The sequence below is a fragment of the Sediminihabitans luteus genome (assembly GCF_002797595.1).
GTDB lineage: Bacteria > Actinomycetota > Actinomycetes > Actinomycetales > Cellulomonadaceae > Paraoerskovia > Paraoerskovia lutea.
In genome coordinates, this window is record NZ_PGFE01000001.1 from 924,200 (window position 1) to 947,791 (window position 23,592).

General features: G+C 73.9%; 24 protein-coding genes and 2 riboswitches. Of the genes, 6 read left to right on the forward strand and 18 right to left on the reverse strand.

Annotated elements, in window-relative coordinates:
• Nucleotides 1-13: 13 nt before the first annotated feature.
• Nucleotides 14-129, reverse strand: a riboswitch (SAM riboswitch).
• 120 nt (nucleotides 130-249) lie between these two features.
• Nucleotides 250-362, forward strand: a riboswitch (SAM riboswitch).
• Between the two features lie 7 nt (nucleotides 363-369).
• Complete coding sequence (locus CLV28_RS04280) at nucleotides 370-855, forward strand: rhodanese-like domain-containing protein (RefSeq protein ID WP_100421979.1); 486 nt, start codon at nucleotides 370-372, stop codon at nucleotides 853-855.
• Nucleotides 852-2,126 (forward strand): O-succinylhomoserine sulfhydrylase, encoded by a 1,275-nt coding sequence (locus CLV28_RS04285; RefSeq protein WP_100421980.1) that lies wholly within the window; start codon nucleotides 852-854, stop codon nucleotides 2,124-2,126. The genes CLV28_RS04280 and CLV28_RS04285 overlap by 4 nt, the downstream gene beginning before the upstream one ends.
• A 196-nt stretch (nucleotides 2,127-2,322) precedes the next feature.
• Here CLV28_RS04285 and CLV28_RS04290 read toward each other — a convergent pair whose 3' ends face one another.
• The 9 genes from CLV28_RS04290 to CLV28_RS04330 all read right to left on the reverse strand — a co-directional run bounded on the left by CLV28_RS04290 (nucleotide 2,323) and on the right by CLV28_RS04330 (nucleotide 9,870).
• On the reverse strand, nucleotides 2,323-2,940 hold the full coding sequence (locus CLV28_RS04290; RefSeq protein WP_100421981.1) for a DUF998 domain-containing protein: 618 nt from the start codon (nucleotides 2,938-2,940) through the stop codon (nucleotides 2,323-2,325).
• The gene (locus CLV28_RS04295; protein WP_100421982.1) at nucleotides 2,937-3,455 is read right to left on the reverse strand and encodes a GNAT family N-acetyltransferase; all 519 of its coding nucleotides are present in this window, start codon (nucleotides 3,453-3,455) and stop codon (nucleotides 2,937-2,939) included. Before CLV28_RS04295 ends, CLV28_RS04290 begins: the two co-directional genes overlap by 4 nt.
• Nucleotides 3,452-4,168, reverse strand: coding sequence for a phosphoribosylformylglycinamidine synthase subunit PurQ (purQ, locus tag CLV28_RS04300; protein WP_100421983.1), 717 nt, complete (start codon nucleotides 4,166-4,168; stop codon nucleotides 3,452-3,454). Before purQ ends, CLV28_RS04295 begins: the two co-directional genes overlap by 4 nt.
• Nucleotides 4,168-4,440: a phosphoribosylformylglycinamidine synthase subunit PurS gene (gene purS, locus CLV28_RS04305; protein ID WP_100421984.1), complete on the reverse strand. Its 273-nt coding sequence runs from the start codon at nucleotides 4,438-4,440 to the stop codon at nucleotides 4,168-4,170. The genes purQ and purS overlap by 1 nt, the downstream gene beginning before the upstream one ends.
• A gap of 458 nt (nucleotides 4,441-4,898) precedes the next feature.
• Complete coding sequence (locus tag CLV28_RS04310) at nucleotides 4,899-5,858, reverse strand: phosphoribosylaminoimidazolesuccinocarboxamide synthase (RefSeq protein ID WP_100421985.1); 960 nt, start codon at nucleotides 5,856-5,858, stop codon at nucleotides 4,899-4,901.
• Nucleotides 5,855-7,153 carry a phosphoribosylamine--glycine ligase gene (gene purD, locus CLV28_RS04315; RefSeq protein ID WP_100421986.1) on the reverse strand — a complete coding sequence of 433 codons (1,299 nt, stop codon included), beginning with the start codon at nucleotides 7,151-7,153 and terminating at the stop codon, nucleotides 5,855-5,857. The genes CLV28_RS04310 and purD overlap by 4 nt, the downstream gene beginning before the upstream one ends.
• A gap of 96 nt (nucleotides 7,154-7,249) precedes the next feature.
• Nucleotides 7,250-7,876, reverse strand: coding sequence for a DUF4333 domain-containing protein (locus tag CLV28_RS04320; protein WP_100421987.1), 627 nt, complete (start codon nucleotides 7,874-7,876; stop codon nucleotides 7,250-7,252).
• Nucleotides 7,877-7,945: 69 nt separating this feature from the next.
• The gene (locus CLV28_RS04325) at nucleotides 7,946-9,238 is read right to left on the reverse strand and encodes an adenylosuccinate synthase (RefSeq protein ID WP_100421988.1); all 1,293 of its coding nucleotides are present in this window, start codon (nucleotides 9,236-9,238) and stop codon (nucleotides 7,946-7,948) included.
• Nucleotides 9,239-9,414: 176 nt separating this feature from the next.
• Entirely contained in the window at nucleotides 9,415-9,870 is a 456-nt protein-coding gene (locus CLV28_RS04330) for a DUF3151 family protein (RefSeq protein WP_100421989.1), read from the reverse strand.
• An 87-nt stretch (nucleotides 9,871-9,957) separates the two neighbouring features.
• On the opposite strand from CLV28_RS04330, the gene CLV28_RS04335 reads away from it, so the two are divergent.
• Nucleotides 9,958-10,308: an STAS domain-containing protein gene (locus tag CLV28_RS04335; RefSeq protein WP_100421990.1), complete on the forward strand. Its 351-nt coding sequence runs from the start codon at nucleotides 9,958-9,960 to the stop codon at nucleotides 10,306-10,308.
• Between the two features lie 51 nt (nucleotides 10,309-10,359).
• Here the strand turns inward: CLV28_RS04335 and CLV28_RS04340 are convergent, their stop codons facing one another.
• Nucleotides 10,360-11,304: a DUF1254 domain-containing protein gene (locus CLV28_RS04340; RefSeq protein ID WP_100421991.1), complete on the reverse strand. Its 945-nt coding sequence runs from the start codon at nucleotides 11,302-11,304 to the stop codon at nucleotides 10,360-10,362.
• A 169-nt stretch (nucleotides 11,305-11,473) separates the two neighbouring features.
• On the opposite strand from CLV28_RS04340, the gene CLV28_RS04345 reads away from it, so the two are divergent.
• On the forward strand, nucleotides 11,474-13,168 hold the full coding sequence (locus CLV28_RS04345) for a SulP family inorganic anion transporter (RefSeq protein ID WP_100421992.1): 1,695 nt from the start codon (nucleotides 11,474-11,476) through the stop codon (nucleotides 13,166-13,168).
• Nucleotides 13,169-13,174: 6 nt separating this feature from the next.
• On the opposite strand, the gene CLV28_RS04350 is transcribed toward CLV28_RS04345, so the two are convergent.
• Entirely contained in the window at nucleotides 13,175-15,424 is a 2,250-nt protein-coding gene (locus tag CLV28_RS04350) for an ATP-binding SpoIIE family protein phosphatase (protein ID WP_100421993.1), read from the reverse strand.
• A gap of 184 nt (nucleotides 15,425-15,608) precedes the next feature.
• Between CLV28_RS04350 and CLV28_RS04355 the strand changes: the two genes are divergently transcribed.
• Nucleotides 15,609-16,049 carry an STAS domain-containing protein gene (locus tag CLV28_RS04355; protein ID WP_100421994.1) on the forward strand — a complete coding sequence of 147 codons (441 nt, stop codon included), beginning with the start codon at nucleotides 15,609-15,611 and terminating at the stop codon, nucleotides 16,047-16,049.
• Nucleotides 16,050-16,171: 122 nt separating this feature from the next.
• On the opposite strand, the gene fbaA is transcribed toward CLV28_RS04355, so the two are convergent.
• The 3 genes from fbaA to CLV28_RS04370 all read right to left on the reverse strand — a co-directional run bounded on the left by fbaA (nucleotide 16,172) and on the right by CLV28_RS04370 (nucleotide 19,107).
• Nucleotides 16,172-17,191, reverse strand: coding sequence for a class II fructose-bisphosphate aldolase (gene fbaA / locus CLV28_RS04360; protein ID WP_100421995.1), 1,020 nt, complete (start codon nucleotides 17,189-17,191; stop codon nucleotides 16,172-16,174).
• 348 nt (nucleotides 17,192-17,539) lie between these two features.
• On the reverse strand, nucleotides 17,540-18,262 hold the full coding sequence (locus CLV28_RS04365; RefSeq protein ID WP_100421996.1) for a class I SAM-dependent methyltransferase: 723 nt from the start codon (nucleotides 18,260-18,262) through the stop codon (nucleotides 17,540-17,542).
• Nucleotides 18,263-18,438: 176 nt separating this feature from the next.
• Nucleotides 18,439-19,107 (reverse strand): TrmH family RNA methyltransferase, encoded by a 669-nt coding sequence (locus CLV28_RS04370; RefSeq protein ID WP_100422403.1) that lies wholly within the window; start codon nucleotides 19,105-19,107, stop codon nucleotides 18,439-18,441.
• Nucleotides 19,108-19,196: 89 nt separating this feature from the next.
• On the opposite strand from CLV28_RS04370, the gene CLV28_RS04375 reads away from it, so the two are divergent.
• Nucleotides 19,197-19,979, forward strand: a complete 783-nt coding sequence (locus tag CLV28_RS04375) for an HAD-IIA family hydrolase (RefSeq protein WP_100421997.1) — start codon at nucleotides 19,197-19,199, stop codon at nucleotides 19,977-19,979.
• Nucleotides 19,980-19,992: 13 nt separating this feature from the next.
• Here the strand turns inward: CLV28_RS04375 and CLV28_RS04380 are convergent, their stop codons facing one another.
• The 4 genes from CLV28_RS04380 to CLV28_RS04395 form a co-directional block, all read right to left on the reverse strand.
• Nucleotides 19,993-20,850, reverse strand: a complete 858-nt coding sequence (locus CLV28_RS04380; protein WP_100421998.1) for a type III secretion system chaperone family protein — start codon at nucleotides 20,848-20,850, stop codon at nucleotides 19,993-19,995.
• A gap of 51 nt (nucleotides 20,851-20,901) precedes the next feature.
• On the reverse strand, nucleotides 20,902-21,486 hold the full coding sequence (gene pyrE, locus CLV28_RS04385; protein WP_100421999.1) for an orotate phosphoribosyltransferase: 585 nt from the start codon (nucleotides 21,484-21,486) through the stop codon (nucleotides 20,902-20,904).
• Nucleotides 21,483-22,736, reverse strand: coding sequence for a PP2C family protein-serine/threonine phosphatase (locus CLV28_RS04390; RefSeq protein WP_170062619.1), 1,254 nt, complete (start codon nucleotides 22,734-22,736; stop codon nucleotides 21,483-21,485). Before CLV28_RS04390 ends, pyrE begins: the two co-directional genes overlap by 4 nt.
• 75 nt (nucleotides 22,737-22,811) lie before the next feature.
• Nucleotides 22,812-23,585 (reverse strand): SDR family NAD(P)-dependent oxidoreductase, encoded by a 774-nt coding sequence (locus tag CLV28_RS04395; RefSeq protein WP_100422001.1) that lies wholly within the window; start codon nucleotides 23,583-23,585, stop codon nucleotides 22,812-22,814.
• Nucleotides 23,586-23,592: the final 7 nt, after the last annotated feature.

The following is a 23,592-nucleotide window of genomic DNA, read 5'->3' on the forward strand; positions in this document are numbered from 1 at the left end:
ACCCACCGGCGTTTCCCCGCGCTTGCCCCACGCCTCGTGGCGAGCGGCCGGGTCGTCACCCGGGGCACCCCACCGCGAGTGGAGGGTTGCCGGCCAGCAAACCGGGGTTTTGCGCTGGCACTCATGACCTGCGTCAAGCATCCGCGAGCGCCGTCGAGCGTGTCAACCGGTGGTCGCGGCGTCTCGCATCGTGGGCACGAGTTCTGGACACGGGCGTCGGACGCCGCCCGGCGTGGCGTAGCATCCGAGCAACCATCCAGAGCGGCCGAGTGACTTGGCACGATGACGCCGCAGCAACCCCCTGGTCCCCGCGCTCCGGCGCGGCGAGCGGGCGAGGGTGCTACCGCCACGACCGATGGAGGAGACATCATGGTCGAACCCCGCATCACGCCCCAGCCCGCCGACGGCTTCGCCGGCCACCTCACCGTGACCGACGCGTGGGAGCTGCTCCGCACCGACCCGGAGGCCGTCATCGTCGACGTGCGCACCGAGGGCGAGTGGCGCACGATCGGCGTCCCGGACGTCGCGCAGCTCGGCAAGACCGTCGGGTTCGCGCAGTGGGTCACGCCGCAGGGACCGAACCCCGCGTTCGTCGACGAGGTCCTCGCGACCGGCGTCCGCCCCGGCCAGCCCATCGTCTTCCTGTGCCGCTCCGGGCAGCGCTCGATCGGCGCGTCCGCCGCGCTGACGGCCGCCGGGTACGGGCCCGCCTACAACGTGCTGCACGGGTTCGAGGGCGACGTCGGCCCCGACGGTCGCCGCGGGCACACCGGCTGGCAGGCCGCGGGCCTGCCCACGACCACCTGGCCGTCGGACGCCGCGACGGGCGCGACCCCGGACGAGGCCCGGGCATGAGCGGGTTCGGGAGCGTCACCGGCTCGTCCGGGCCGGGCGAGATCCCCGGCGGCTCGGGTCGCGGCCCGCTGCCCGCCTCGGCGCGCCCCGCGACGCTCGCGGTGCGCGGCGGTCACCGCCGGTCCGAGTTCGGCGAGACGAGCGAGGCGCTGTTCCTCACGCAGGGCTTCGTCTACGGCCACGCCGCCGACGCCGAGGCCGCGTTCAAGGGCGACCTCGACCGCTTCATCTACTCGCGCTACGGCAACCCGACCGTGCACGCGTTCGAGGAGCGCATGCGCCTCGTCGAGGGGGCCGACGCGTGCTACGCGACCGCCTCGGGCATGTCGGCCGTGTTCACGGCGCTCGCCGCGCTCGTCGGCTCGGGGTCGCGCATCGTCGCCGCCCGCGCGCTGTTCGGCTCGTCGCTCGTGATCTTCGACGAGATCTTCGCCAAGTGGGGCGTGCGCACCGACTACGTCGACGGGCACGTGCTCGCGCAGTGGGAGGAGGCGCTCTCGACGCCGGCGGACGTCGTGTTCTTCGAGACGCCGTCCAACCCCATGCAGGACATCGTCGACGTGCGCCGCGTGAGCGAGCTCGCGCACGCCGCGGGCGCGACCGTGGTGCTCGACAACGTGTTCGCGACTCCCCTGCTGCAGAAGCCGCTCGAGCTCGGCGCCGACGTGGTCGTGTACTCCGCGACCAAGCACATCGACGGCCAGGGCCGCGTGCTCGGCGGCGCGATCCTCGGCAGCGAGGACTACGTCTACGGGCCCGTCCAGACCTTCATCCGCAACACCGGCCCGTCGCTCTCCGCGTTCAACGCGTGGACGCTGCTCAAGGGCCTCGAGACACTGCCTGTGCGCGTGGCCGCGCAGAACGCCAACGCCGCGCAGGTCGCGGCCGCGCTCGAGCAGCTGCCCGGGATCGCGCAGGTGCGCTACCCGTTCCTCGACTCGCACCCGCAGGTCGAGCTCGCGCGCTCGCAACAGACCGGCGGCGGCACGGTCGTGACGCTCGACATCGCGGTGCCCGAGGGCACCGACCCCGAGACGGCCAAGAAGCGCTCGTTCGCGTTCCTCGACGCACTGCGGATCGTCGACATCTCGAACAACCTCGGCGACGCCAAGTCGCTCGTGACGCACCCCGCGACGACGACGCACCGCAAGCTCGGCCCCGAGGGCCGCGCCGCCGTGGGCATCGCGGAGACCACGGTCCGCCTGAGCGTCGGGCTCGAGGACCCGCTGGACATCATCGAGGACGTGGAACAAGCGCTGGGTGCGAGGTAGGCACAGCGCTCGGTGCGCCTCGACCCGCGAGGGTCACGTCCGGGCCCCTTCACGCCTCCGGGAACGGGCCAGAACGTGACGCTCGCGGGGACGAGGGCCAGAACGTGACCGTCGCGAGGCATTGGGCCGGGTCGCGCCTCGTGGCTCGTAGCTCGTGCGTGGTTCCGGCTGCGGCCCGGGGCACGCGCTCACCTGGTCAGCGCGCAGGTCGCCCGCTGACGAGCGCCCCGACGACGACCCCCAGCGGCACGAGCGACTGCGCCCCGGCGACGAGCCGCTCGGTCAGACCGACCGCGGCACCGTCGTCCGGCAGGACGCGCGTCAGCTCGAGGAAGAACACGCCCAGGAGGGCGGCGAGCGCGGCCGTCGTGCCGATGGCGACGGGCGCGGGCAGACCTGCGACGCCCGGCCCTGGCCCGCCGCTCTCCCGACGCGCGGACGCCGCGGGCCACGCCGCGAGCGCCACGAAGCCGACGGTCGCGGCGACCGTGTGTCCTGCAGGGTGCAGGTCGACCGGGAGTGCCGCGACCGCTGCGGTCGCGACACCTCCGAGGGCGAGCAGCACCCGCCCGGGCCGGGGCAGGCCCGTGAGCCCGAGCGCGGTGACCACGTGACTCGCGCCGGTGAGCGCGAGTCCGGCGGTCATGATCCAGGTGTCGGACGACGGCGCCGCGGCCAGTGCGGAGATCGTCTGGGCCACCGGGTCGAACGCGGGCTGCTGCGCCGCGGCGAGCCGCCACCCGCCGATCATCGCGACCGGTGCGAGCACGGCCGGGACGAGCGCCCAGGCCCGGGGGCGGGTGCGCAGGCTCACGCGAGCCTCTTGCCGAAGCAGAGCGCGTCGCCGTAGGAGTCGTACGGCGGGTAGCCGTCGATGCGCGCGTAGCCGTGCCGCACGTACGCCGCGGCCGCCTCGGGCTGGCGCGGGCCGGTGCCGAGGACCAGGAGCCGCGCGCCGCGCGCCCGGGCGGCGTCCTCGAGAGCGACGAGCAGCGCGCTCGCGACACCGGTGCGCCGAGCCTCGGCGCGCACGTAGACCTTGGAGACCTCGAGCGCGCCCGCGGGGGCGCCGTCGTCGGGCGTCCGCAGCGCCGCGTGACCCACGGGAGCCCCACCGCGGGTCACGACGAGCGAGACGACGCACGTCAGCCCGAGCGCGGTGTCGTCGGCCTCCCAGGCGCCGGGCGCCGCGAGGTGCCCGAACCCGTCGGGGTACAGCGCGAGGTTGGTGCGCTCGAACATCTCGCGGCGCAGCGCCGTACCGGCCGGGTCGGCCCACGGCACGCTCGTCAGCACCAGCGGGACGGCACCTCGAGCGTTCGAGGTCACGCGTGGACGAGCGACCCGAGCACCGAGGTGAAGAACCCGAGCCCGTCCGTGCCGGCGCGGGCGCCCGCCTCGGACGCGGGGCCGAAGCCTGCCTCGACCGCGTGCTCGGGGTGCGGCATGAGCCCGACGACGTTGCCCGCGGCGTTCGTGATGCCGGCGATGTCGCGGCGCGAGCCGTTCGGGTTGCCGTCGGTGTAGCGGAACGCGACGCGGCCCTCACCCTCGAGCTCGTCGAGCGTGCGCTCGTCGGCGACGAACTGGCCGTCCTGGTTCTTGAGCGGGATCGTGATCCGCTGCCCCTGCGCGTAGTCGCGCGTCCAGGCGGTCTCGGCGTTCTCGACCGTGAGCACCTGCTCCTTGCACACGAAGTGCAGGTGGTCGTTCTTGATCATCGACCCGGGCAGCAGGTGCGCCTCGGTCAGCACCTGGAAGCCGTTGCAGATCCCGAGGATCGGCAGGCCACCCTTGGCGGCGTCGACGAGCGTGTCGAGCACGGGCGCGAAGCGGCTGATCGCGCCGGCGCGCAGGTAGTCGCCGTACGAGAACCCGCCCGGCAGCACCACGGCGTCGACGCCGTGCAGGTCGGCGTCCGCGTGCCACAGCGACACGGGCTCGCCACCGGCGAGGCGGACGGCGCGTGCGGCGTCGCGGTCGTCGAGCGTCCCGGGGAAGGTGACGACGCCGATCCGTGCGGAGGCGAGCGTCGCGCTCATCAGGCCGTGACCTCGGTGGTCACGTCCGAGATGTCGGCCACGCGGACGACGTCCTCGATGATCGGGTTCGACAGCAGGGTCTCGGCGGCCTCGCGGGCCGCGGCGAGGACCTCGGGCGTGACGTCGCCCTCGACCTCGAGCTCGAACCGCTTGCCCTGGCGGGCGCCGGTGAACTGGGTGAAACCGAGGCGCGGCAGCGCCCCGACGACAGCCTTGCCCTGCGGGTCCAGGATCTCGGGCTTGGGCATGACCTCGACGACGACGCGTCCCACGGGGGCTCCTCGAGCACTTGGGTGTGAGGGCACCGGCCTGCGCGACCGCTGCACCGAGCCGGGAGGGCTCGCGAGCGGGGACAGAGCACGGCGCCGGGATTCCGGGGCCAGTCTACCGGCCTTGCGCCACGGCCCCGGACGGCGTCCGCGACCCGGTCGTCCACACGTGCGCGCACCCCTGGCGCACGCGCCGACGAGACCCTATGCTCGAACACATGTTCGAGCGACGCCCTTCCCCCTGACGTCGTCGCCGATCTACTGCGGGAGCGGGCGCACCCCCTGGCGCTCGCTCCCGCAGGTCCACGCGTGCGGGCCCGTCGCAGCGGGTTCCGTCGGCACAGCAGGTCCGTCAGCGCAGCCGGGCGGACGCCGCAGCCGGGCGGACGCCGCAGCCGGGCGGACGCCGCAGCCGGGCGGACGCCGCAGCCGGGCGGACGCCGCGCGGCGCCGCAGGTCCGTCAGTGCAGCGCCGACCCCGTGAGCCGCTCGTACGCCTCGAGATAGCGGTCGCGCGTGCGCTCGACCACGGTCCCGGGCAGCGCGGGCGGTGCGACGTCGGACGCCTTGTCCCAGCCCGACTCCGCGGACGTGAGCCAGTCCCGCACGAACTGCTTGTCGAAGCTCGGCTGCGCGTGCCCCGGCTCCCACTGGTCGGCGGGCCAGAAGCGCGAGGAGTCGGGCGTGAGCACCTCGTCGCCGAGGACGACCGCCCCCGACTCGGGGTCGATCCCGAACTCGAGCTTGGTGTCGGCGAGGATCACGCCGCGCTCGCGCGCGATCGACTCGGCCCGCGCGTACACCGCGAGCGTGAGGTCGCGCAGGCGCGTGGCCGCCTCGTCGCCGATCGTCGCGGCGACCTGATCGAACGTCACGTTCTCGTCGTGGTCGCCGATCTCGGCCTTGGTCGCGGGCGTGAAGATCGGCTCCGGGAGCCGCGAGCCGTCCACGAGCCCCGCGGGCAGCGGGACGCCGCACACGTTCTGCCCCGCGCGGTACTCGACCAGGCCCGAGCCCGTGAGGTAGCCGCGCACGACGCACTCGACCGGGAACATCTGCAGCCGCCGGCACACCATCGCCCGGCCGGCGACGACGTCGGGCACGAGGCCGTCGCCCGGCTCGGCCGAGACCTCGGTCGACACGACGTGGTTCGGCACGAGGTCCGCGAGCTGCTCGAACCACCACAGGCTCAGCTGCGTCAGGACCGTGCCCTTGTCGGGGATCCCGGGGCTCAGCACGTGGTCGTACGCCGAGACGCGGTCGCTCGCGACGACGAGCACGACGTCGCCGAGCGGGTGCGCGCCACCGAGCGCCGGGAGGTCGGGCTCGTACAGGTCACGGACCTTGCCCGAGTAGACGTGCCGCCACCCGGGCAGGTCGAGCGACGCGGTGTCGAGGCCGCGCACGGCGTCCGCGCTCACAGGGCCACGACCTGACCGGCCGCGGCCTTCGCGGCGATGTCGGTGCGGTGGTGCGAGCCGTCGAGCGCGATCTGCGCGACGCCCGCGTACGCGCGCTCGCGCGCGGCGTCGAGGTCGGCGCCCTGCCCGACCACGGACAGGACCCGGCCGCCCGCGCTCACGAGCGCGCCGCCGTCCGCGGTCGACGTGCCGGCGTGCAGCACGTGCACGGCGTCGAGGGCCTCGGCCGCGTCGATCCCGGTGATCGCGTCGCCCGTGCGGGGGGACTCGGGGTAGCCGTGCGAGGCGACGACGACGGTCACCGCGGTGCCGTCGGACCACCGCAGCCGCGGCTGGTCGGCGAGCTCGCCGCGCGCCGCCGCGAGCAGCACCGCCGAGAGCGGGGTCTGCAGCCGGGCGAGCACGACCTGCGTCTCCGGGTCGCCGAACCGCGCGTTGAACTCGACCACACGGGTGCCGCGGCTCGTCAGCGCGAGGCCCACGTAGAGCACGCCCTGGAACGGCGTGCCGCGACGCGCCATCTCGTCGACCGTGGGCTGCGCGATGCGCGTCACGACCTCCTCGGTGAGCCCCTCGGGCGCCCACGTCAGCGGGCTGTACGCGCCCATGCCGCCCGTGTTGGGCCCGGCGTCGTCGTCGCCCACGCGCTTGAAGTCCTGGGCGGGCGCGAGCGGCACGACCGTCGTCCCGTCGCAGATGCAGAACAGCGAGACCTCGGGCCCGTCGAGGAACTCCTCGATCACGACGCGGCCGTCGGTGCCGCGCGCCTCGAAGCACGCTGCGGCGTGCGCGAGCGCCTCGTCACGGTCCGACGTCACGACGACGCCCTTGCCGGCGGCGAGGCCGTCGTCCTTGACGACGTACGGGGCGCCGAACGCGTCGAGCGCCTCGGCGACCTGCGCGACGTCGGTGCACACGTGCGCGAGCGCGGTCGGCACCGACGCGGCGGCCATGACGTCCTTGGCGAAGGCCTTCGACCCCTCGAGGCGCGCGGCCTCGGCGCTCGGGCCGAAGCAGGGGATCCCGGCCGCGCGCACCGCGTCGGCCACGCCTGCGACGAGCGGGGCCTCGGGGCCGACCACGACGAGCTCGACGCCCAGCGAGGTCGCGAGCGCCGCGACCGCGGCGCCGTCGAGGGCGTCGACCGCGTGCAGCTCCGCGAGCGCCGCGATGCCCGGGTTCCCGGGTGCGGCGTGCAGCTCGTGCGTCTCACCGCCCGCGAGCGCGGCCTCGTGCGCGAGGGCGTGGACGATGGCGTGCTCTCGGGCACCGGTTCCGACGACGAGGATCTTCACGGGAGGCGAGTCTACCGGCGAGCGTCCGCCAGCCCCTGGGACGTCTCAGTCCAGGGGCCGTCTCGGTCCGGGGCCGTCTCAGTCCAGGGGGACGTCTCAGTCCAGGGGGACGTCGTCGACCTGGAACGAGAGGCCGGAACCGTCCGCGGCGGGCTCGTCGACGGTCGTCGTCATGCCGAACCGCGTCTCGGTGTTCGGGTCGGTGACCGTGCAGCGCAGGGTCTGGCCGGCCTCGAGCACGATCGCGCTCGGGCACTCGACCTCGGGGCGCACGCCCACGCTCTTCTCGAGCGCGTCGGCGGCGGACGCCTCGACCGCCCCGGCCGAGAGCGTCGGCGAGCCTGCGTCGGCGTCCGCGTCGTCGGCCGCGTCGTCGGTCGTCCCTGCGCCCTTGGCCTCGTCGTCGACCTGGAAGTGCAGGCCCGACCCGTCCGCGGCATCGTCCTGGACGAGCACCGTCATGCCGTACTCGGTGCCCGACGACGGGTCGGTGAGCGTGCACCGCATGGTCTCGTCGATCGTGAGCGCGAGCGACTCGGGGCACTCGACCTCGGGACGCTGCCCGATCTGCTCCTCGAACGTGTCCTCGGCGAGGTTCGCGACGGTGCTCCCCGAGACGGTCTTGTTGACCGAGACCGAGCACCCGCCGAGCCCTGCGGCCAGGCCGACGACGATCAGGGCGAGGGTCGCGCGGCGGGCGGGGGTCGACGTCGTTGGCCTCATGGGAAGGAACGTACCAACGCGGCCTCCCGACGGGTCCGGGCACCCCACAGTGTGGGACGCCCGGACGCGTCAGCGACCGTGGATGAGGTCGTGGATCGGGATGATCTCGTCGCGACGCGGGCCCACGCCGATCGCCGAGACGCGGGTGCCCGACATCTCCTCGAGCGCGCGCACGTAGCGCTGCGCGTTGACCGGCAGGTCCTCGAACGTGCGGCAGGCGGAGATGTCCTCCCACCAGCCGTCGAGCTCCTCGTAGATCGGCTTCGCGTGGTGGAACGCGGTCTGGTCGATCGGCATCTCGTCGTGACGCACGCCGTCGACGTCGTACGCGACGCACACGGGCACCTTCTCCATGCCGGTGAGCACGTCGAGCTTGGTCAGCACGATGTCCGTGAGCCCGTTGACGCGCGAGGAGTACCGCGCGATCACGGCGTCGTACCAGCCGCAGCGGCGCGCGCGGCCGGTCGTGACGCCGAACTCCGCGCCGGTCTTGCGCAGGTACTCGCCCTTGTCGTCGAACAGCTCGGTCGGGAACGGCCCCTCGCCCACGCGCGTCGTGTACGCCTTGATGACGCCGATCACGGAGTCGACGCGCGTCGGCCCGATGCCCGAGCCCGTCACGGCGCCGCCCGCGGTCGCGTTGGACGACGTCACGAACGGGTAGGTGCCGTGGTCGACGTCGAGCATGGTCGCCTGACCGCCCTCGAACAGGACCGTCTTGTCGTCGTCGAGCGCCTTGTTGAGCACGAGGCCGGTGTCGGTGACCATCGGCTTGAGGCGTTCGGCGTTGGCGAGCAGCTCGTCGAGCGTCTCCTGCACCGTGATCGCGCGGCGGTTGTAGACCTTGACCAGCAGGTGGTTCTTCTGGTCGAGCGCGCCCTCGATCTTCTCGGCGAGGATCTTCTCGTCGAACAGGTCGGCGATGCGCAGGCCGACGCGGTTGATCTTGTCCGCGTAGGCGGGCCCGATGCCCCGGCCCGTGGTGCCGATGCGGCGCTTGCCGAGGAACCGCTCCGAGACCTTGTCGATCGTGCGGTGGTAGCCGGCGATGACGTGCGCGCCCTGCGAGATGAGCAGCTTCGAGACGTCGACGTCGCGCGCGATGAGCGCGTCGAGCTCCTCGAAGAGCACGTCGATGTCGACGACCACGCCGTTGGAGATCACGGGCGTGACGCCGGGAGACAGGATCCCGGACGGCAGCAGGTGCAGCGCGTACTTCTCGTCGCCGATGACGACCGTGTGGCCGGCGTTGTTGCCGCCGTTGAACTTCACCACGTAGTCGACGCGCGAGCCGAGGAGGTCGGTCGCCTTCCCCTTGCCCTCGTCACCCCACTGCGCCCCGACGAGCACGACGGCTGGCATGCGATCCCTACTTCCGGTTGCCGAGATTCCGGGCCCGAGGCCCGCGGGCTCGCGGGCCGAGCGCCCGACGAACCTGCACGAGTTTACAAGTCTTTGACCCGAGGGCGCGTTGCCGCCGCCGGTGCGCCGCCGAGGGTTCCGCCGGGGTTCCGCGTGCCGGACGACGCCGGGCGGGGTCAGCGCAGCGTGCGCACCTCGTCGGCCGAGGTGCCCGAGTCGACGAGGAACTGTGTGCAGCGTGCCGCCTCGTCGTCCTCGCCGATCTCCTCGGCGGCGTCCGCGAGCGCGAGGAGCGCCCGCAGGAACCCCTGGTTGGCGGCGTGGTCTGCCGGGATCGGCCCCTGGCCCCGCCAGCCCGCACGGCGCAGCGCGTCGAGCCCGCGGTGGTACCCGGCGCGCGCGTACGCGTAGGCCGCGACCGGGTCGTCGCCGTCGAGCGCGATCTCGGCGAGCACCGCCCACACGTAGGACGACGCGGGGTGCGTGCGTGTGACGGCGTCGAGCGCCTCCCCGGCGGCGAGCGCGGCCCGGGCCGCGACGTCCGGGTGGGTGTCGGGCAGGAGCGTCGGTGCGGGACCGCCGAGGAGGTTCTGCGCGGGGTGGGCGGGCCGGGGTGCGGGGGTCGACGTCATGCCCCCATCCTCGCAGGCGACGGGCGTCACACCCGCACGGGCCACCACCGTGTGCGGGCACCACCCCGACTGTCTACAGTTCGGTGCATGATCGAGATCGCGACGTCGCCGGCCACGACCACGCTCGTGATCGCCGGTGATCTCGACCTCGCCGAGCGGGACCAGTTCCCCGAGATCGCGGCCCGCGTGGTCGGCCTGCGCCGCCAGCTCCTCGTGATCGACATGTGCCGCGTGACGTTCATGGACTCGACCGGCGCGGCGTTCCTCATCTCGCTCGCCGACTCGGGCCGCAAGCGCGGCGGCGCGACCGTGCTGCGCGGCTGCGACGACCGCGACCTGTTCGTTCTCGAGGTGTGCGGGGCGCTCGAGCTGTTCCGGGTCGACTCCGAGCACCGCTGCGCACCCACGTCCACGCGCACGGACTCCTCGGCCGACTGACGGCTACCCCCGGCGGAGTCCGACCCGGGTCGGACGCCGCCGGCCTTGCGGTCAGGCCGGGCGCGGGGGCGTGGCGCGCAGTCGCTCGATGTAGGCCTTGGTCTCCTCGACGTCGAGCGGCCGGTACATGCGCATCCCGTGGAAGAAGCGCTGCCCCTCCTGGGTCTCGATCGTGTTGGGGTGGTCGCACCGGCCGTCGCCGAAGCAGATCGTGATCCGCCCGTCGTCGTCGCGCACGATCTCGGTGTCGGACAACCCCGGCCGGGCGACGTCGAGCCAGCCCGAGTCGGTGTACTTGATCACGGAGAAGTAGCCGTTGTTGGCGTAGTCGAGGGGCGGCACGTCGAACGTCCACAGGTCGCAGCCGGTCCCGGTCGCCAGGGCCTGGAAGTACTGCGCGTGCTCGGGAGGCAGCCCTCCCCACCCGAGCTCGGCGGCGAGCGCATGGTTCACGGGGTCGGTCGACGCGGGGGTGCCGAAGCCCCGCGAGAAGTCCGCCTCGGCGGCGCGCGACTCGATCTCGGCGCGCATCGCGACGAGGCTGTCCTGGTCGTACTCGGGCGCGACGTACGCGTTCGAGGTCGCCGCGGTGATGCGGCGGGCGTCCTGCAGCTCGTGCGCGCGCTCGACCCCGCCCGTGATCGCGGTACGGCCGAGGACGTACACGTGCGTGCCCGTCGAGAGGTCGTCGTTGCGCACGGTCAGGGTCTCTCCCGGGTAGACCACGCCCACGACGTAGTGGTTCTCGTCGATGATCTGGTCCACCTGGTACTCGGCGGACGGCGCGACCGAGAACGTCGCCTCGTCGGTCACGTCGACCACGGCGTACGAGTAGATGAGGTCCACGTTGGACCGGATGATGACCTGGTTCTCGACGTCCACGGGGACCCGGTTGTGGAAGTACTCGTTGACGGGAGCCTTCTCGAGCTGCTTGAGGAGGTAGGACGACGTCTCCGCGTGCGCGAAGCTCTCGAGTGTGACGCGCGTTCCTGGCACGGTCTGTCTCCTTGCTCGACGGCGCCGACGCGGCCTCCCCACGCGGCGATCCACAGCGTAGGGGCGCCCGCGCCGGGGCGCGCGGCCGGCGTACGACCCGTCGGAGGCGGGCGTCGGCGCGTGCCCGCTCCCCCGGCGCGCACGCGCGCACGTCGCTAGCCTGGCCGTCGTGACGACCTCCCCTCCTGCACGCCCATACTCGTCGCCCTCGCGCCGCGACTCGCTGCGCTCGGGCGTCGCGGCAGGCTTCGCGACGGGGGTGTTCTCGATCCCCGAGGGCATGGCGTACGCGCAGCTCGCGGGCGTCGACCCCGTCTACGGGCTCTACTCGGGGATCGTCGCGACGCTCGTCGCCGCGCTCACGACCGGCTCGGTGCTCATGATCTCGACCCTCACGAGCGCGATCGCGCTCTCGACCGGGAGCGTCCTGAGCGCGGCCGCGATCACCGACGCCCAGATGCCCGGGGCGCTGTTCACGGTCACCCTCCTGACCGGCGCGGTCATGTTCCTGCTGGGGGTGCTGCGGCTCGGCAGCCTCGTGAACTTCGTGTCGAGCTCCGTCATGACGGGGTTCGTCGCGGGCGCGTCGGTGCTGATCATCCTCGGCGAGCTGGGCGACTTCTCGGGCTACGAGCCCGAGGGCGGCAACAAGCTCACGCAGACGTGGGACTGGTTGACGCACGTCGGCTCGTGGGACCTGCCGACCACGCTCGTCGCCGTCGCGAGCCTCGCGCTCGTGATCGTGGGCAAGCGCTTCTCGCTGACCGCCAAGCTCGCCCCCGTGCTCGTGCTCGTCGTCATGACGGTCGTCGTCGCGCTGGCCGACCTGGGTTCGGTCGCGACCGTGGGCGACATCGCGAGCATCCCGCGCGGGCTGCCCGGGCCGGAGGCGCCCGCGTTCGACCTCGTGCCGACGCTCGCGCTCGGTGCCGTCTCGGTCGCGCTCGTCGCGCTCGTGCAGGGCGCCGGCATCAGCACCGCCTACCCGAACCCGGACGGCTCGCCCGCCCCGCCGAGCCGCGACTTCCTCGGGCAGGGCCTCGGGAACCTCGCGGGCAGCTTCTTCCAGTCGATGCCCACGGGCGGGTCGCTCTCGCGCACGGGCATCTCCGTCAGCGGCGGCGCCCGGTCGCGCTGGGGCGGCGTGCTCGCGGCGGTCTGGCTCGCGGCGCTGCTCGTGCTGCTCGGCAGCCTCGCCGAGCGCGTGCCGCTCGCCGTGATCGCCGGGCTGCTGTTCGTCATCGCGGGCGAGCTCGTGCTGGGCCGCGTCGCGTACGTGCGCATGGCCTTCGAGACGTCGTACGTGTCGTTCGCCGCCGGTGCGCTGACCTTCGTCTCGGCGCTGTTCGTCCCGCTGCAGTGGACGATCTTCCTCGGCGCCGGCCTCTCGATCGCGGTCTTCGTCGCGTCGTCGTCGCGCGCGGGCCGCGTCGACGGGCTCGTGCGCGGCGACGACGGCTACTGGCAGGAGGGCCCCGTGCCGGACGTCGTCCGGCCGGGCGAGGTCGTCGTGCTCGGCCTGCGCGGGTGGAGCTTCTTCGCCGAGTTCCCGCGTCTCGCCGGGCTGCTGCCGGACCCGCGGGGTGCGCGCGGCGCGGTCGTGGTGCTGCGCCTGCACGCGGTGCCCGACATGAACATGACGGGCCTGCGGGCGCTCGACGCATACCGGCACGCGCTCGCCCAGGAGCACGCGACGCTCGTGCTCGCCGGGGTGCAGCCACGGCTCGCGGCCAAGCTCGAGCGGACCGGCGTCGGCCGGGGCGTCGGGACCGCGAACGTGTTCGCCGCGCGCCCCGGGATCACGCAGTCGCTCGACGCGGCCGTGCAGCACGCGCGGCGGCTCGCGTCCCCGCCCGCAGGCTGAGGCGCGTCAGCCGACCGGCGTCGCGTCGGTCGCGACCGGCGTGCGTTCCGGGGCCGGACGCAGCTTGGCCCACACGACCTTGCCCGCGCGCGAGGGACGCCACCCCCACTCCGCGAGCCGCTCCACGATCTGCATCCCGAACCCGCCCGCACGGTTGGCGTGCCCGTCGGTCGTGACCGGCGGCGCCGGGTTGGAGTCCTCGACCTCGATGCGCAGGCCCTCGCCCGTCTCGAACAGCCGCAGCGCGATGTGCCCCCACCCGTGCAGCACGCCGTTGGCGACGAGCTCCGAGACCACGAGCTCGGCGTTCGCGACGTCGGGGAGCTCCCACGCGGCGCACGTGCGCTGCACCGCGTGACGCGCGCGGCCGATCGACGCGGCCTCGCTCGGCAGCAGCCAGCGGCGGCTGCGCGGGCTCGCGGCCGGCGAACCGCCGGTACCCGTCGGGTCGGGCACGCGCACGACGACGAGCGCGACGTCGTCCTCGGGCGCCTCGGCGAGGCGCGACAGGAGCTCCTCGCCGATCCCCGCGGCGTCGGTCGCCTCGATCACCGCGGACGTCTCGACCAGCGCGTCGAGCCCGACGCGCAGCGCACGGTCGCGCCGCTCGATCAGGCCGTCCGTGTAGAACAGCAGCGTGTCGCCCGGCTCGAGGTCGGCCCGGCCCGTCGACCGCGGCCGCGAGCCGAACCCGACGAGCGGGCCGCCCGCCTCGCCGAGCAGCCGCACCTCGCCGTCGCGCACGAGCAGCGGCGGCAGGTGCCCGGCCCGCGAGTACTCCAGGATCCAGCGCTGCCCCGTGGCGTCGACGTCCTCCTCGGGCGGCACGGCCGAGCGCACGAGCGTCGCGTACACGAGGCTCGCCGAGCGCGGGATGCGCATGCCCGCGACGAGCGCGTCCACACGCTCGAGCACCGGGCCGGGCGTCGTGCGCTCGTACGCGTACGAGCGCACGACCGACCGCAGCTGGCCCATCGCCGCGGCGGCCTCGACGTCGTGACCCACGACGTCGCCGATCACGATCCCGACGACGTCCTGCGTGATCTGCAGGACGTCGTACCAGTCGCCCCCGACCTGCGCGTGCTCCGAGTTCGGGGCGTAGTACGTCCACACGTCGAGCCCCGGCACGTCCGCCTGCTCGGGCAGCATCGCGCGCTGCAGCGTCTCCGCGAGCCGGTGCTCGCGCGCGTAGAGGCGTGCGTTGTCGATCGCGAGGCCCGCGCGGCGCGCGGTCACGCCCAGGACGGCGGGCACGTTGACGTCGTCCGCGGCCGAGGCCCGGGCCACGACCACGAGGAGGCCCAGCACGCGGCGTCGGCCCGGCACGGGGTGCACCGAGACGTCACGGTCCCCGAGACCCGCGGGCAGGCGCTCGCGCAGGTCGGCGGCGAGCCACGCGGACGCCGACGAGCGCTGGTACTCGCCGTCGAGGTCGAAGTGCACGGGCTGGTCGTCCGCGCCGTCGAGGAGCATCTGCACCGCGTCGTCGACGTCCGCGCCGTCGATCGACACCGACGAGACCGCGCCCGGGCGCACCGGGTCGCCCAGCGCGTCCATCTCGCCCGTCGCCGGCGGGTTCTCCGGGCGCGTGCTGGGCCGCCACTCGTGCTGGCGCCCACGACCCGAGGGCGGGGCGGCGACGTCGATCCCCTCGGCGTGCCGCAGCCCGCCGTCGTTCATGTAGAAGCCCGCCCACGCCACGACCGGACCGCTCACGTGCTCCGCGATCTCGCGCAGCACGAACGGGTACTCGAGGTCGGCCAGGAGGTCCGAGACCTGCGCGATCACGTCGAGGCCCGTGCGTGCGCGGCGCTCGACCTCGAGCGTCGCGCTCTGCTCGGCCTGGCGCCGCATGTGCGACGACACGTCGAGCAGCACGCCCACCCAGTAGCGGGGCGGGCCGTCGCCGTCCGGGTCCGCGATCGGGTCGAGCGTCTGCTGGATCCACGCGGGCGTGCCGTCGGCGCGCAGGGCGTGGAAGATCTCGGTCGAGCCGCGCCCCTGCGCGACCGCCGTGCGCATCGCGTCGACGTCGAACGACTCGACCAGGCGCCCGACGAGCACCTCGGGGCCGCGACCCCGCCCCGCGACGTCCTCGAGGGTGAAACCCGTCTCCCGGACGAACGCGTCGTTGACCCACAGGATCGGCATTCCCTCGGCCCGCGAGCCCGTGAGGAACATCGCGACCGACGACGCCGACATGGCGTGCGCGCGCGCCTCGAGCGGCACCCCGACACCGCCTCCGGGCCGCGGCATGGGCAACGGCAGACCCTTCCTGGGGGTCGGCACCTGCGCCGCCCCGGAGGGTGATCCGTCGTCCACGTCGTCCTCCGTCGTCAGCTCGTCCGCGCGCGTTGCTATCCCGAACGGTCATTCAACCGTAGATTGGTTCCCTGTGGGACCCGGAGCAACCCCCGGGCCGCGACAGGAAGGGAGCATCGTGCGCGACGGACGTGCATCGACGCCGGGCAGCGCCCCGGACCAGGGCGCCAGCGCCCCGACCGCACCCGCGGGGGACCCCGCGAGCGTCCACGTGATCGTGGGGTCGGCACGCGCCCGGATCGTGCTCTCGGGCGAGGTCGACGCGGACCTCGCGGGCGAGCTCACCGAGGCCACCGCGCACGCCGAGGCCACGGGACTGCCCGTCGAGATCGACGCGCACCACGTGACCTTCATGGACTCCTCGGGCGTCGCGTTCCTCGCTCGGCTCGCGTCACGCAGCGCGCACCCCGTGCGGATCCTGCGGGCACCGCCGACCGTGCGGTTCCTGCTCGACGTGACCCGCATCGGCGAGCTCCTCGAGATCGCCGACGACGACCCGGGCTTCGAGGTCAGCGGGCCCGTGCCGATCGAGCGCGGTCGCCGCGAGCCGCAGGACTGAGCAGGCCGCAGGGCTGGGCGGGCGCCGACTCGCCCGCAGCACGCACGAGGGCCCCGGCCCGCCAGGTGGCGGACCGGGGCCCTCGTCATCCGGTCAGGGCGCGAACGCCCGGGGACCGTGGGTCAGAGCTTGTTGCCGGCCGAGCGCAGCTGCTGCGACGCCTCGACGATGCGCTGGGCCATGCCGGCCTCGGCGAGCTTGCCCCAGGCGCGCGGGTCGTAGGCCTTCTTGTTGCCCACCTCGCCGTCGACCTTGAGGACGCCGTCGTAGTTGCTGAAGAAGTGGCCGGCGACCGGGCGCGAGAACGCGTACTGCGTGTCCGTGTCGATGTTCATCTTGATGACGCCGTTGTCGACCGCCTCGGAGATCTCCTCGGCCGTCGAGCCCGAGCCGCCGTGGAACACGAGGTCGAACGGGTTCTCCTTGCCGATGGCCTGGCCGACGCCGTCCTGGATCTCGCGCAGGAGGCTCGGGCGCAGCTTGACGGCACCCGGCTTGTACACGCCGTGCACGTTGCCGAACGTCAGGGCCGTCAGGTAGCGGCCCTTCTCGCCCGCACCGAGGGCCTTGACCGTCGCGAGGCCGTCCTCGACCGAGGTGTAGAGCTTCTCGTTGATCTCGGCCTCGTGGCCGTCCTCCTCGCCACCGACGACGCCGACCTCGATCTCGAGGATGGTGCGCGCGGCGACCGAGAGCTCGAGGAGCTCCTCGGCGATCACGAGGTTCTCGTCGAGCGGCACGGACGAGCCGTCCCACATGTGCGACTGGAACGTGGGGAGCTTGCCGGCCTTGACCTGCTCGGCCTCGAGGGCGAGCAGCGGGCGGACCCACGAGTCGAGGTTCTGCTTGGCGCAGTGGTCGGTGTGCAGGGCGACGGTGATGCCGTAGCCCTTGGCGACCTCGGCGGCGTACGCGGCGAGCGCGAGCGACCCGGCGACACGGTCCTTGACGGTCGAGCCGGACGCGTACTCGGCGCCACCCACGGAGACCTGGATGATGCCGTCGGACTCGGCCTCGGCGAAGCCCTGGAGCGCGGCGGTCACGGTCTGCGACGACGTGATGTTGACGGCGGGGTAGGCGAACTTGCCTGCCTTCGCCCGGTCGATCATCTCGGCGTAGACCTCGGGGGTTGCGATAGGCATCTGCTGAGCTCCAAACGACGGGAGGGGTACGGGCGACGACGTCCCGCGCGTCGACGCGGCGGCGAGCACACCCGGTTGTCGTCCCCATCTTGTCACGTCCACCTGGGAACGCTCCGAGCGTCTACTGGTCGGACGCCGGGTGCCCGGCCCGCGTCGCGGACCTGTGCCGCGGGCCCGTGGCTCGGGCCCCGTGGCTCGGGCCCCGTGGCTCAGGCCCCGTGGCTCGGGCCCCGTGGCTCAGGCCCGCGAGATAGAAGCGAGCGCCCGAGGTAGAACCCCGAGGCCTCTATCTCGCGCGCTCGCTTCTACCTCGGTGGATGCATCGCAGGGCACGGTGACTGCACGAGGTCACGGACGCACCGCCCGGGCGATCACGTGGAACACGTGCCAGTGCTTGGTCCCGGACCAGCACGGCCCCTCGGCGTCCTCCTCCTCGGACCACAGCACCTCGAGACCGTCGAGCAGCGCGTCGACCTCCGCGCGACGCAGGTACGTCTCGCCCGGCGCACCCGCCCACCCGTCGCGGTCACCGAAGAGGTCGACCGCGACGATCCCGCCGGGGCGCAGGCACGCGCGCACCGCGGCCCAGACCTGCTCGAACACGTCGGGCGGGGCGTACGGCAAGGAGTACGACGCGTGCACGAGGTCGGCGTCGGGCAGCGGCCCGAGGTCCTCGAAGCCGGCGACCCGCACCTCGAGCCGCGGCGTCCCGCTCTCGGGCCGTTCCCCGTCGGACGACGGCGCGCGGCCTTCCAGCAGCTCCGCGGTCCCCGGGGCGGGATCGATCGCGAGCACGTCGTACCCCGCGGCGAGCAGCGCCGACGTCTCGACCCCTGCGCCGCACCCGAGATCGATCGCCTGCCGAGCACCGCTCGGCGAGGGAACGACCGCGAACGCACCAGGCGTCGGCGTGCGGCCCAGCGCGATCGCGCGCAGCACGAGATCGCGCGGCCCACGCCCGACTTGTGCGGCGTTGTAGGCGGGCCACCGTCCCGCACCCCGCGCAGCCCCGGCCTCGCCGCCTCCCCCGCCCTCGTCTCCCGCCTCGGCCTCGTCGCCTGCCCCAGCCACGTCTCCCGCCCCGGTGCCACCCGCCGAGATAGAACCGAGCGGCCGAGATAGAACCCCGAGGCCTCTATCTCGCGCGCTCGGTTCTATCTCGGCGTCAGGGGGATCGCCCGCCACCTCTCCCTCGGCGTCAGGGGGATCGCCCGCCGCCCCTCCGTCGGCGTCGGGGGGATCGACCGTCACCGCGGCACGTCCGCCTGCTGGGTCGCCCAGGCGTGCATCGCGACGGCGGCGGCCGCTCCCGCGTTGATCGAGCGCGTCGAGCCGAACTGCGTGATGTGCAGCACCGCCCGGCTCGCCGCGAGCGCCTCGGGGCTCAGGCCCGCGGACTCCTGCCCGAACAGCAGCACGCACGCGCGCGGCAGCGCGAAGCCCTCGATCGGGACCGACCCGGGCACGTTGTCGACGCCCAGCACGGGCAGCGACTCCCCCGCGGCCCACGCGAGCAGCGCGTCCACGTCAGGATGGTGGTGCACGTGCAGGTAGCGGTCGGTCACCATCGCGCCGCGCCGGTTCCAGCGGCGACGGCCCACGACGTGCACGCCCGCGACGTTGAACGCGTTCGCGGTCCGCACGACCGAGCCGATGTTGAGGTCGTGCCCCCAGTTCTCGATCGCGACGTGCAGCGGGTGCCGGCGCGTGTCGAGCTCGGCGACGATCGCCTCGACCGTGAGGTAGCGGAACGCGTCGACGACGTTGCGCCGGTCTCCGCCCGCGAGCAGCTCGGGGTCGTAGCGGGGGTCGGGGGCGCCGTCCGCCGTCCGCGGCCACGTCGCCTCGCCGCCCGGCCACGGGCCGACGCCCACCTCACGCGCGTCGTCGTGCGCGTCGTCCGCCGTCCCGTCCATGGCGACCATCATGCCGTCCGTGGCTACCACGGCGACCACGGCCACCAGCGTGGTCGATCCCGTACGGCGGGCCGCACTAGGCTCGGGACATGAGCGAATCCGAGCGCGTGATCGAGAGCTGGCTGACGGACATGGACGGCGTGCTCGTCCACGAGGGCCACGCGATCCCCGGGGCGCCCGAGTTCATCCGGGCGCTGCGCGACAAGCAGCGCCCGTTCCTGATCCTGACGAACAACTCGATCTTCACGCCGCGCGACCTGCGCGCGCGCCTGCGCACCTCGGGCATCGACGTGCCCGAGGAGTCGATCTGGACGTCCGCGCTCGCCACGGCGCAGTTCCTGCACGACCAGATCCCGGGCGGGTCGGCGTACGCGATCGGCGAGGCCGGGCTCACGACGGCCCTGTACGAGGCCGGGTACACGCTGACCGAGTCGAGCCCCGACTACGTGGTGCTCGGCGAGACCCGCACGTACTCGTTCGAGGCGATCACCAAGGCCGTGCGGCTGGTCAAGGACGGCGCCCGGTTCATCTGCACCAACCCGGACACGACCGGGCCGTCGCAGGAGGGTCCGCTGCCCGCGACGGGCGCGGTCGCCGCGATGATCACCGCGGCGACGGGCCGCAAGCCGTACTTCGTCGGCAAGCCGAACCCGATGATGTTCCGCTCGGCGCTCAACCGGATCGACGCGCACTCCGAGTCGACCGCGATGGTGGGCGACCGCATGGACACCGACGTGGTCGCGGGCATCGAGGCCGGCCTGCTGACCTACCTCGTGCTGACCGGTTCCACGCGGCTCAGCGAGGTCGAGAAGTACCCGTTCCGACCGAGCGTGGTCAAGGACTCGGTCGCGGACCTCGTCGACCTCGTCTAGTCGTCGACCTCGTCTAGTCCGAGGTGCCGTAGTCGGGCGTGCCGTGCCCGGAGATGCCGTACCCGGTGGTGCCGTAGTCGGGCGTACCGCCGTCCGGGGTGCCGTAGTCCGGCATGCCCGACGACGCGGGGCCGGGGATCCCGCCCCGCGGCGCGGCGGGCGGCGGGGCGTCGTGCACCGCGTCGGGCCGCAGCCCGAGCGCCTGCGCGAGCTCGGCGACCTGGTCGACGCGGTGGTCGAGCCCCGCGACGTCGGTCGGGCCCGAGACCCAGGTGAGCAGCGAGTGCCCTTCGAGCCGGACCGGCCGGCCGAGCACGTCGGGCTGCACGAGCCGCTGCGTCGCGCGGGCGTCCAGGATCGACCGCGCGTGGTGCTCGTCGCTCGTGCGCACCCGCCACGCGTCGTCGAACGGCGGCCAGCCGACCTCGACGTCCTGCCCGCCGAAGAAGGTCGCGATGCGCGAGCCCAGCCCCTGCGGGGTGAGCTCGACCGTCGGCAGGCTCGGCGGCACGTCGAGCGCGACGACGTGCGCGTGGTGGTTCGTGCGCGACGTGCGCCGCCCGCCGTCGCCGTCGCTCGTGGTCGAGACGGTCGTCCACCGGTACGTGAACGACACGATCGAGTACCCGTGGCGGACGCCGCGCACGACGTCGGTCGCGCGCCTGTCGTCGCCCTCGCCGAAGGGTGTGCCGGCCCACCGGCCCGGCAGGTACGGGTCCTGGTCGAGCGAGCGCCACCCTCGGGCGAGCGCCCACGCGGCGAGCGCCTCGCCGCGCTCGCGCGCCCGGACGCGCGCGATCTGGTTGACGGCGATGGCACCGCCGAAGGCGGCCAGCACGATCAGGGCGAAGATGCCGGCGAACGGGTCCATGGCCGGAGAATAGCGCCTCCCGGGCGTACCGGGACAAGCTGCCCGGACGGCTCAGACGAGGTCGAGGTCCGCGAGGTCGAACAGGTAGCGGTAGGGCACCCCGAGCGCCTCGATCTTCTCGCCCGCGCCGGTCGCGCGGTCCACGATGGTCGCGCACGCGACGACCTCGGCGCCCTGCGCGCGCGCCGCCTCGATCGCGGTGATCGGCGAGCCGCCCGTGGTCGTCGTGTCCTCGAGCACCACGACCTTGCGGCCCGCGATGTCCGGGCCCTCGATCTGGCGCTGCATGCCGTGCGCCTTGGCGGCCTTGCGTACCACGAACGCGTCGAGGTCGAGCCCGCGCGACGCGGCGGCGTGCAGCAGCGCGGTCGCGATCGGGTCGGCGCCGAGGGTGAGCCCGCCGACGGCCTGGACCTCCGCCGTGCCGAAGCCCCACTCCTCGAGCGCGTCGAGCAGCACGTGGCCGATCAGGGGCGCAGCCCGGTGGTGCAGGGTGGTGCGGCGCAGGTCGACGTAGTAGTCGGCCTCCTTGCCCGAGGACAGCGTGACCTTGCCGTGCACGACGGCGAGCTCCTTGATCAGGTCGCGGAGCTGCTCGCGGGGGGTCGCGCCGAAGGCGGCGGTCTCGTTCGTCATGGCGCCACGATATCGCCCGGGGCGGGCAGGACCCGCGCCGCGACGAGCGCGACGTCGTCGTCACCACCGCCGTCTCCCGCGCCCAGCACCGCGTCGCACAGCACCTCGGGCGGGACGTCGACCATCGCCGCCACGTCGTCGCGCAGCCGTTCCAGCGACGTGCAGCAGCTCTCGTCCCGCCGCTCGACCAGGCCGTCGGTGAACATCAGCAGGGTCCCGCCCGGGCACAGGTGCGTGACCGCCTCGGGTCGCGGCCCCGGGAGCCGTAGCCCAAACAGCGCGCCGGGAGGCGCGTCGAACAGCTCGGCCGAACGGTCGGCGCGCCGCAGCAACGGCGGCAAGGACCCGGCCCGCGCGCACACGAGACGCCGGCTCCCGTCGTCCGCGGGCGGGTCGAGCGCGACCACGCCGACCGCCGCGAACGCGTCGATGCCGAGGCCCGCGGCGACACGCTCGGCACGGTCGAGCACCTGCGCGGGCGACCCCGCGGAGTCGTAGGCGACGGTGCGCAGCACGCCCCGCAGGTGCGCCATGGTCGCCGCCGCGTCGACGTCGTGGCCCGTGACGTCCCCGACCACGAGCACCGTCCGCCCGTCGGGCAGCGTGATCACGTCGTACCAGTCACCGCCGAGGCGCGTCTCGGTCGACGCCGGCCGGTACCGCACGTCCAGCACGAGACCGGGCGTCGCGGGCGGGGCCGTGAGCACGGAGTCCTGGAGGCGTCGCGCCGCGACCCGCTCGCGCGCGACGTCGCGGCGCATCCGGGCGAGCGACGCGCGGATCGCGAGCACGTCGTCCGTGCCCGCCCCGGCGTGCGCGGGGCTCAGCATGCCGGTGACGTCCTCGAGGCGCAGGATCAGCGCCTCGACCTCCATGGTCGCGGCGACCACCGGCATGACCGTGACGAGCACGTAGCGCTCGCGCATCGTGCCGTCGGGGCCGGGCACGTCGAGACGATGGGGCTCGACGATCTCGTACCGGCCGGTGCGGCGGGCCCGCTGCAGGGCGCTCACGACGCGTGCGACGCTCTCCGGGGCTCGCTCGCGCTGCTGCGGGTCGGTGTCGGCGAGGTGCCGGCCGACGATCGACGCGCGCGTGCGCCGGCGACTCGCGAGGTAGGCGTCGTTCGCGTCGAGCACCACGAGGTCGGGGCTCAGCACGAGCTTGGGGGCCGAGAGCGCGGTGAACACCGCGCGATAGTCGACGTCGCGCCGGTCCGGCGCCAGGGTCGTGCCGATCCTCGCGTCCACGTCCCGCATGCTACGTCCACCCCGGCCGCGCCCCGCGCGTTCTCGCCGGGCGAGACGCGCGCATCCGCGCTGCGGTCAGCGCCGCCCGCGCCGCCCGCCCTCGAGCGCACGCACCGCGCGGCGCGGCAGCGCCCGCAGCAGCCCCGAGGCGAGGGTGTAGCGCAGCGACGGGGTCGAGATGACGACGCCGCGACGCACGTCCGCGAGCGCCCGCGCCACCACGGCGTCGGCGCTGAGCCACGCGATCTCGGGGTAGCCGTCGACGCGCATCTCGGCGCGCTCGTGGAACTCGGTGTGCACGAAACCCGGGCAGAGCGCGGTCGCCGTCACCCCGGTGCCCGTGAGCTCGACCGCGAGCCCCTCGGTGAAGGTGCGCACCCAGGCCTTGTGCGCCGAGTACGTGCCGCCGGCCATGAGCGCGGCGACCGACGCGACGTTGAGGATCGCCCCGCGCCCCCGACCGACCATCTGCTCGGCCGCGGCCCGCGAGAGCTCGAGCACCGCGCGCACCATGACGTCGAGGGCCGCGAGCTCGCGGTCGAGGTCGCCGGTGACGAACCGCTGCCGCTGCCCGTACCCGGCGTTGTTGACGAGCAGACCCACGGGGCGCTCCTCGGGTGCCGAGACCGCGAGCCGCGACGCGACCCGGGCGACGTCGTCCGGCACCGAGAGGTCGGCCGGGAGGACCTCGACGTGCACGCCGGCCGCGGCCCGGAGCTGGCCCGCGAGCAGGTCGAGCCGGGCCTCGTCGCGCGCGACGAGCACGAGGTCGTGCCGGGCGGTGGCGAGCTGCCACGCGAACTCGAGACCGAGGCCGGCGCTCGCGCCGGTGATGAGTGCTGTGCCCATGGCGTCA

What these genes read in the sequence shown, in the direction of transcription:
- CLV28_RS04280 (WP_100421979.1), top strand. Translation starts at nt 370, where the DNA reads ATGGTCGAACCCCGCATCACGCCCCAGCCCGCCGACGGCTTCGCCGGC.
- CLV28_RS04285 (WP_100421980.1), top strand. Translation starts at nt 852, where the DNA reads ATGAGCGGGTTCGGGAGCGTCACCGGCTCGTCCGGGCCGGGCGAGATC.
- purQ (WP_100421983.1), bottom strand. Translation starts at nt 4,168, where the DNA reads ATGAGCGCGACGCTCGCCTCCGCACGGATCGGCGTCGTCACCTTCCCC.
- CLV28_RS04320 (WP_100421987.1), bottom strand. Translation starts at nt 7,876, where the DNA reads ATGAGGCCAACGACGTCGACCCCCGCCCGCCGCGCGACCCTCGCCCTG.
- CLV28_RS04325 (WP_100421988.1), bottom strand. Translation starts at nt 9,238, where the DNA reads ATGCCAGCCGTCGTGCTCGTCGGGGCGCAGTGGGGTGACGAGGGCAAG.
- CLV28_RS04330 (WP_100421989.1), bottom strand. Translation starts at nt 9,870, where the DNA reads ATGACGTCGACCCCCGCACCCCGGCCCGCCCACCCCGCGCAGAACCTC.
- CLV28_RS04335 (WP_100421990.1), top strand. Translation starts at nt 9,958, where the DNA reads ATGATCGAGATCGCGACGTCGCCGGCCACGACCACGCTCGTGATCGCC.
- CLV28_RS04350 (WP_100421993.1), bottom strand. Translation starts at nt 15,424, where the DNA reads ATGCCGCGGCCCGGAGGCGGTGTCGGGGTGCCGCTCGAGGCGCGCGCG.
- fbaA (WP_100421995.1), bottom strand. Translation starts at nt 17,191, where the DNA reads ATGCCTATCGCAACCCCCGAGGTCTACGCCGAGATGATCGACCGGGCG.
- CLV28_RS04370 (WP_100422403.1), bottom strand. Translation starts at nt 19,107, where the DNA reads ATGGACGGGACGGCGGACGACGCGCACGACGACGCGCGTGAGGTGGGC.
- CLV28_RS04375 (WP_100421997.1), top strand. Translation starts at nt 19,197, where the DNA reads ATGAGCGAATCCGAGCGCGTGATCGAGAGCTGGCTGACGGACATGGAC.
- CLV28_RS04380 (WP_100421998.1), bottom strand. Translation starts at nt 20,850, where the DNA reads ATGGACCCGTTCGCCGGCATCTTCGCCCTGATCGTGCTGGCCGCCTTC.
- pyrE (WP_100421999.1), bottom strand. Translation starts at nt 21,486, where the DNA reads ATGACGAACGAGACCGCCGCCTTCGGCGCGACCCCCCGCGAGCAGCTC.
- CLV28_RS04395 (WP_100422001.1), bottom strand. Translation starts at nt 23,585, where the DNA reads ATGGGCACAGCACTCATCACCGGCGCGAGCGCCGGCCTCGGTCTCGAG.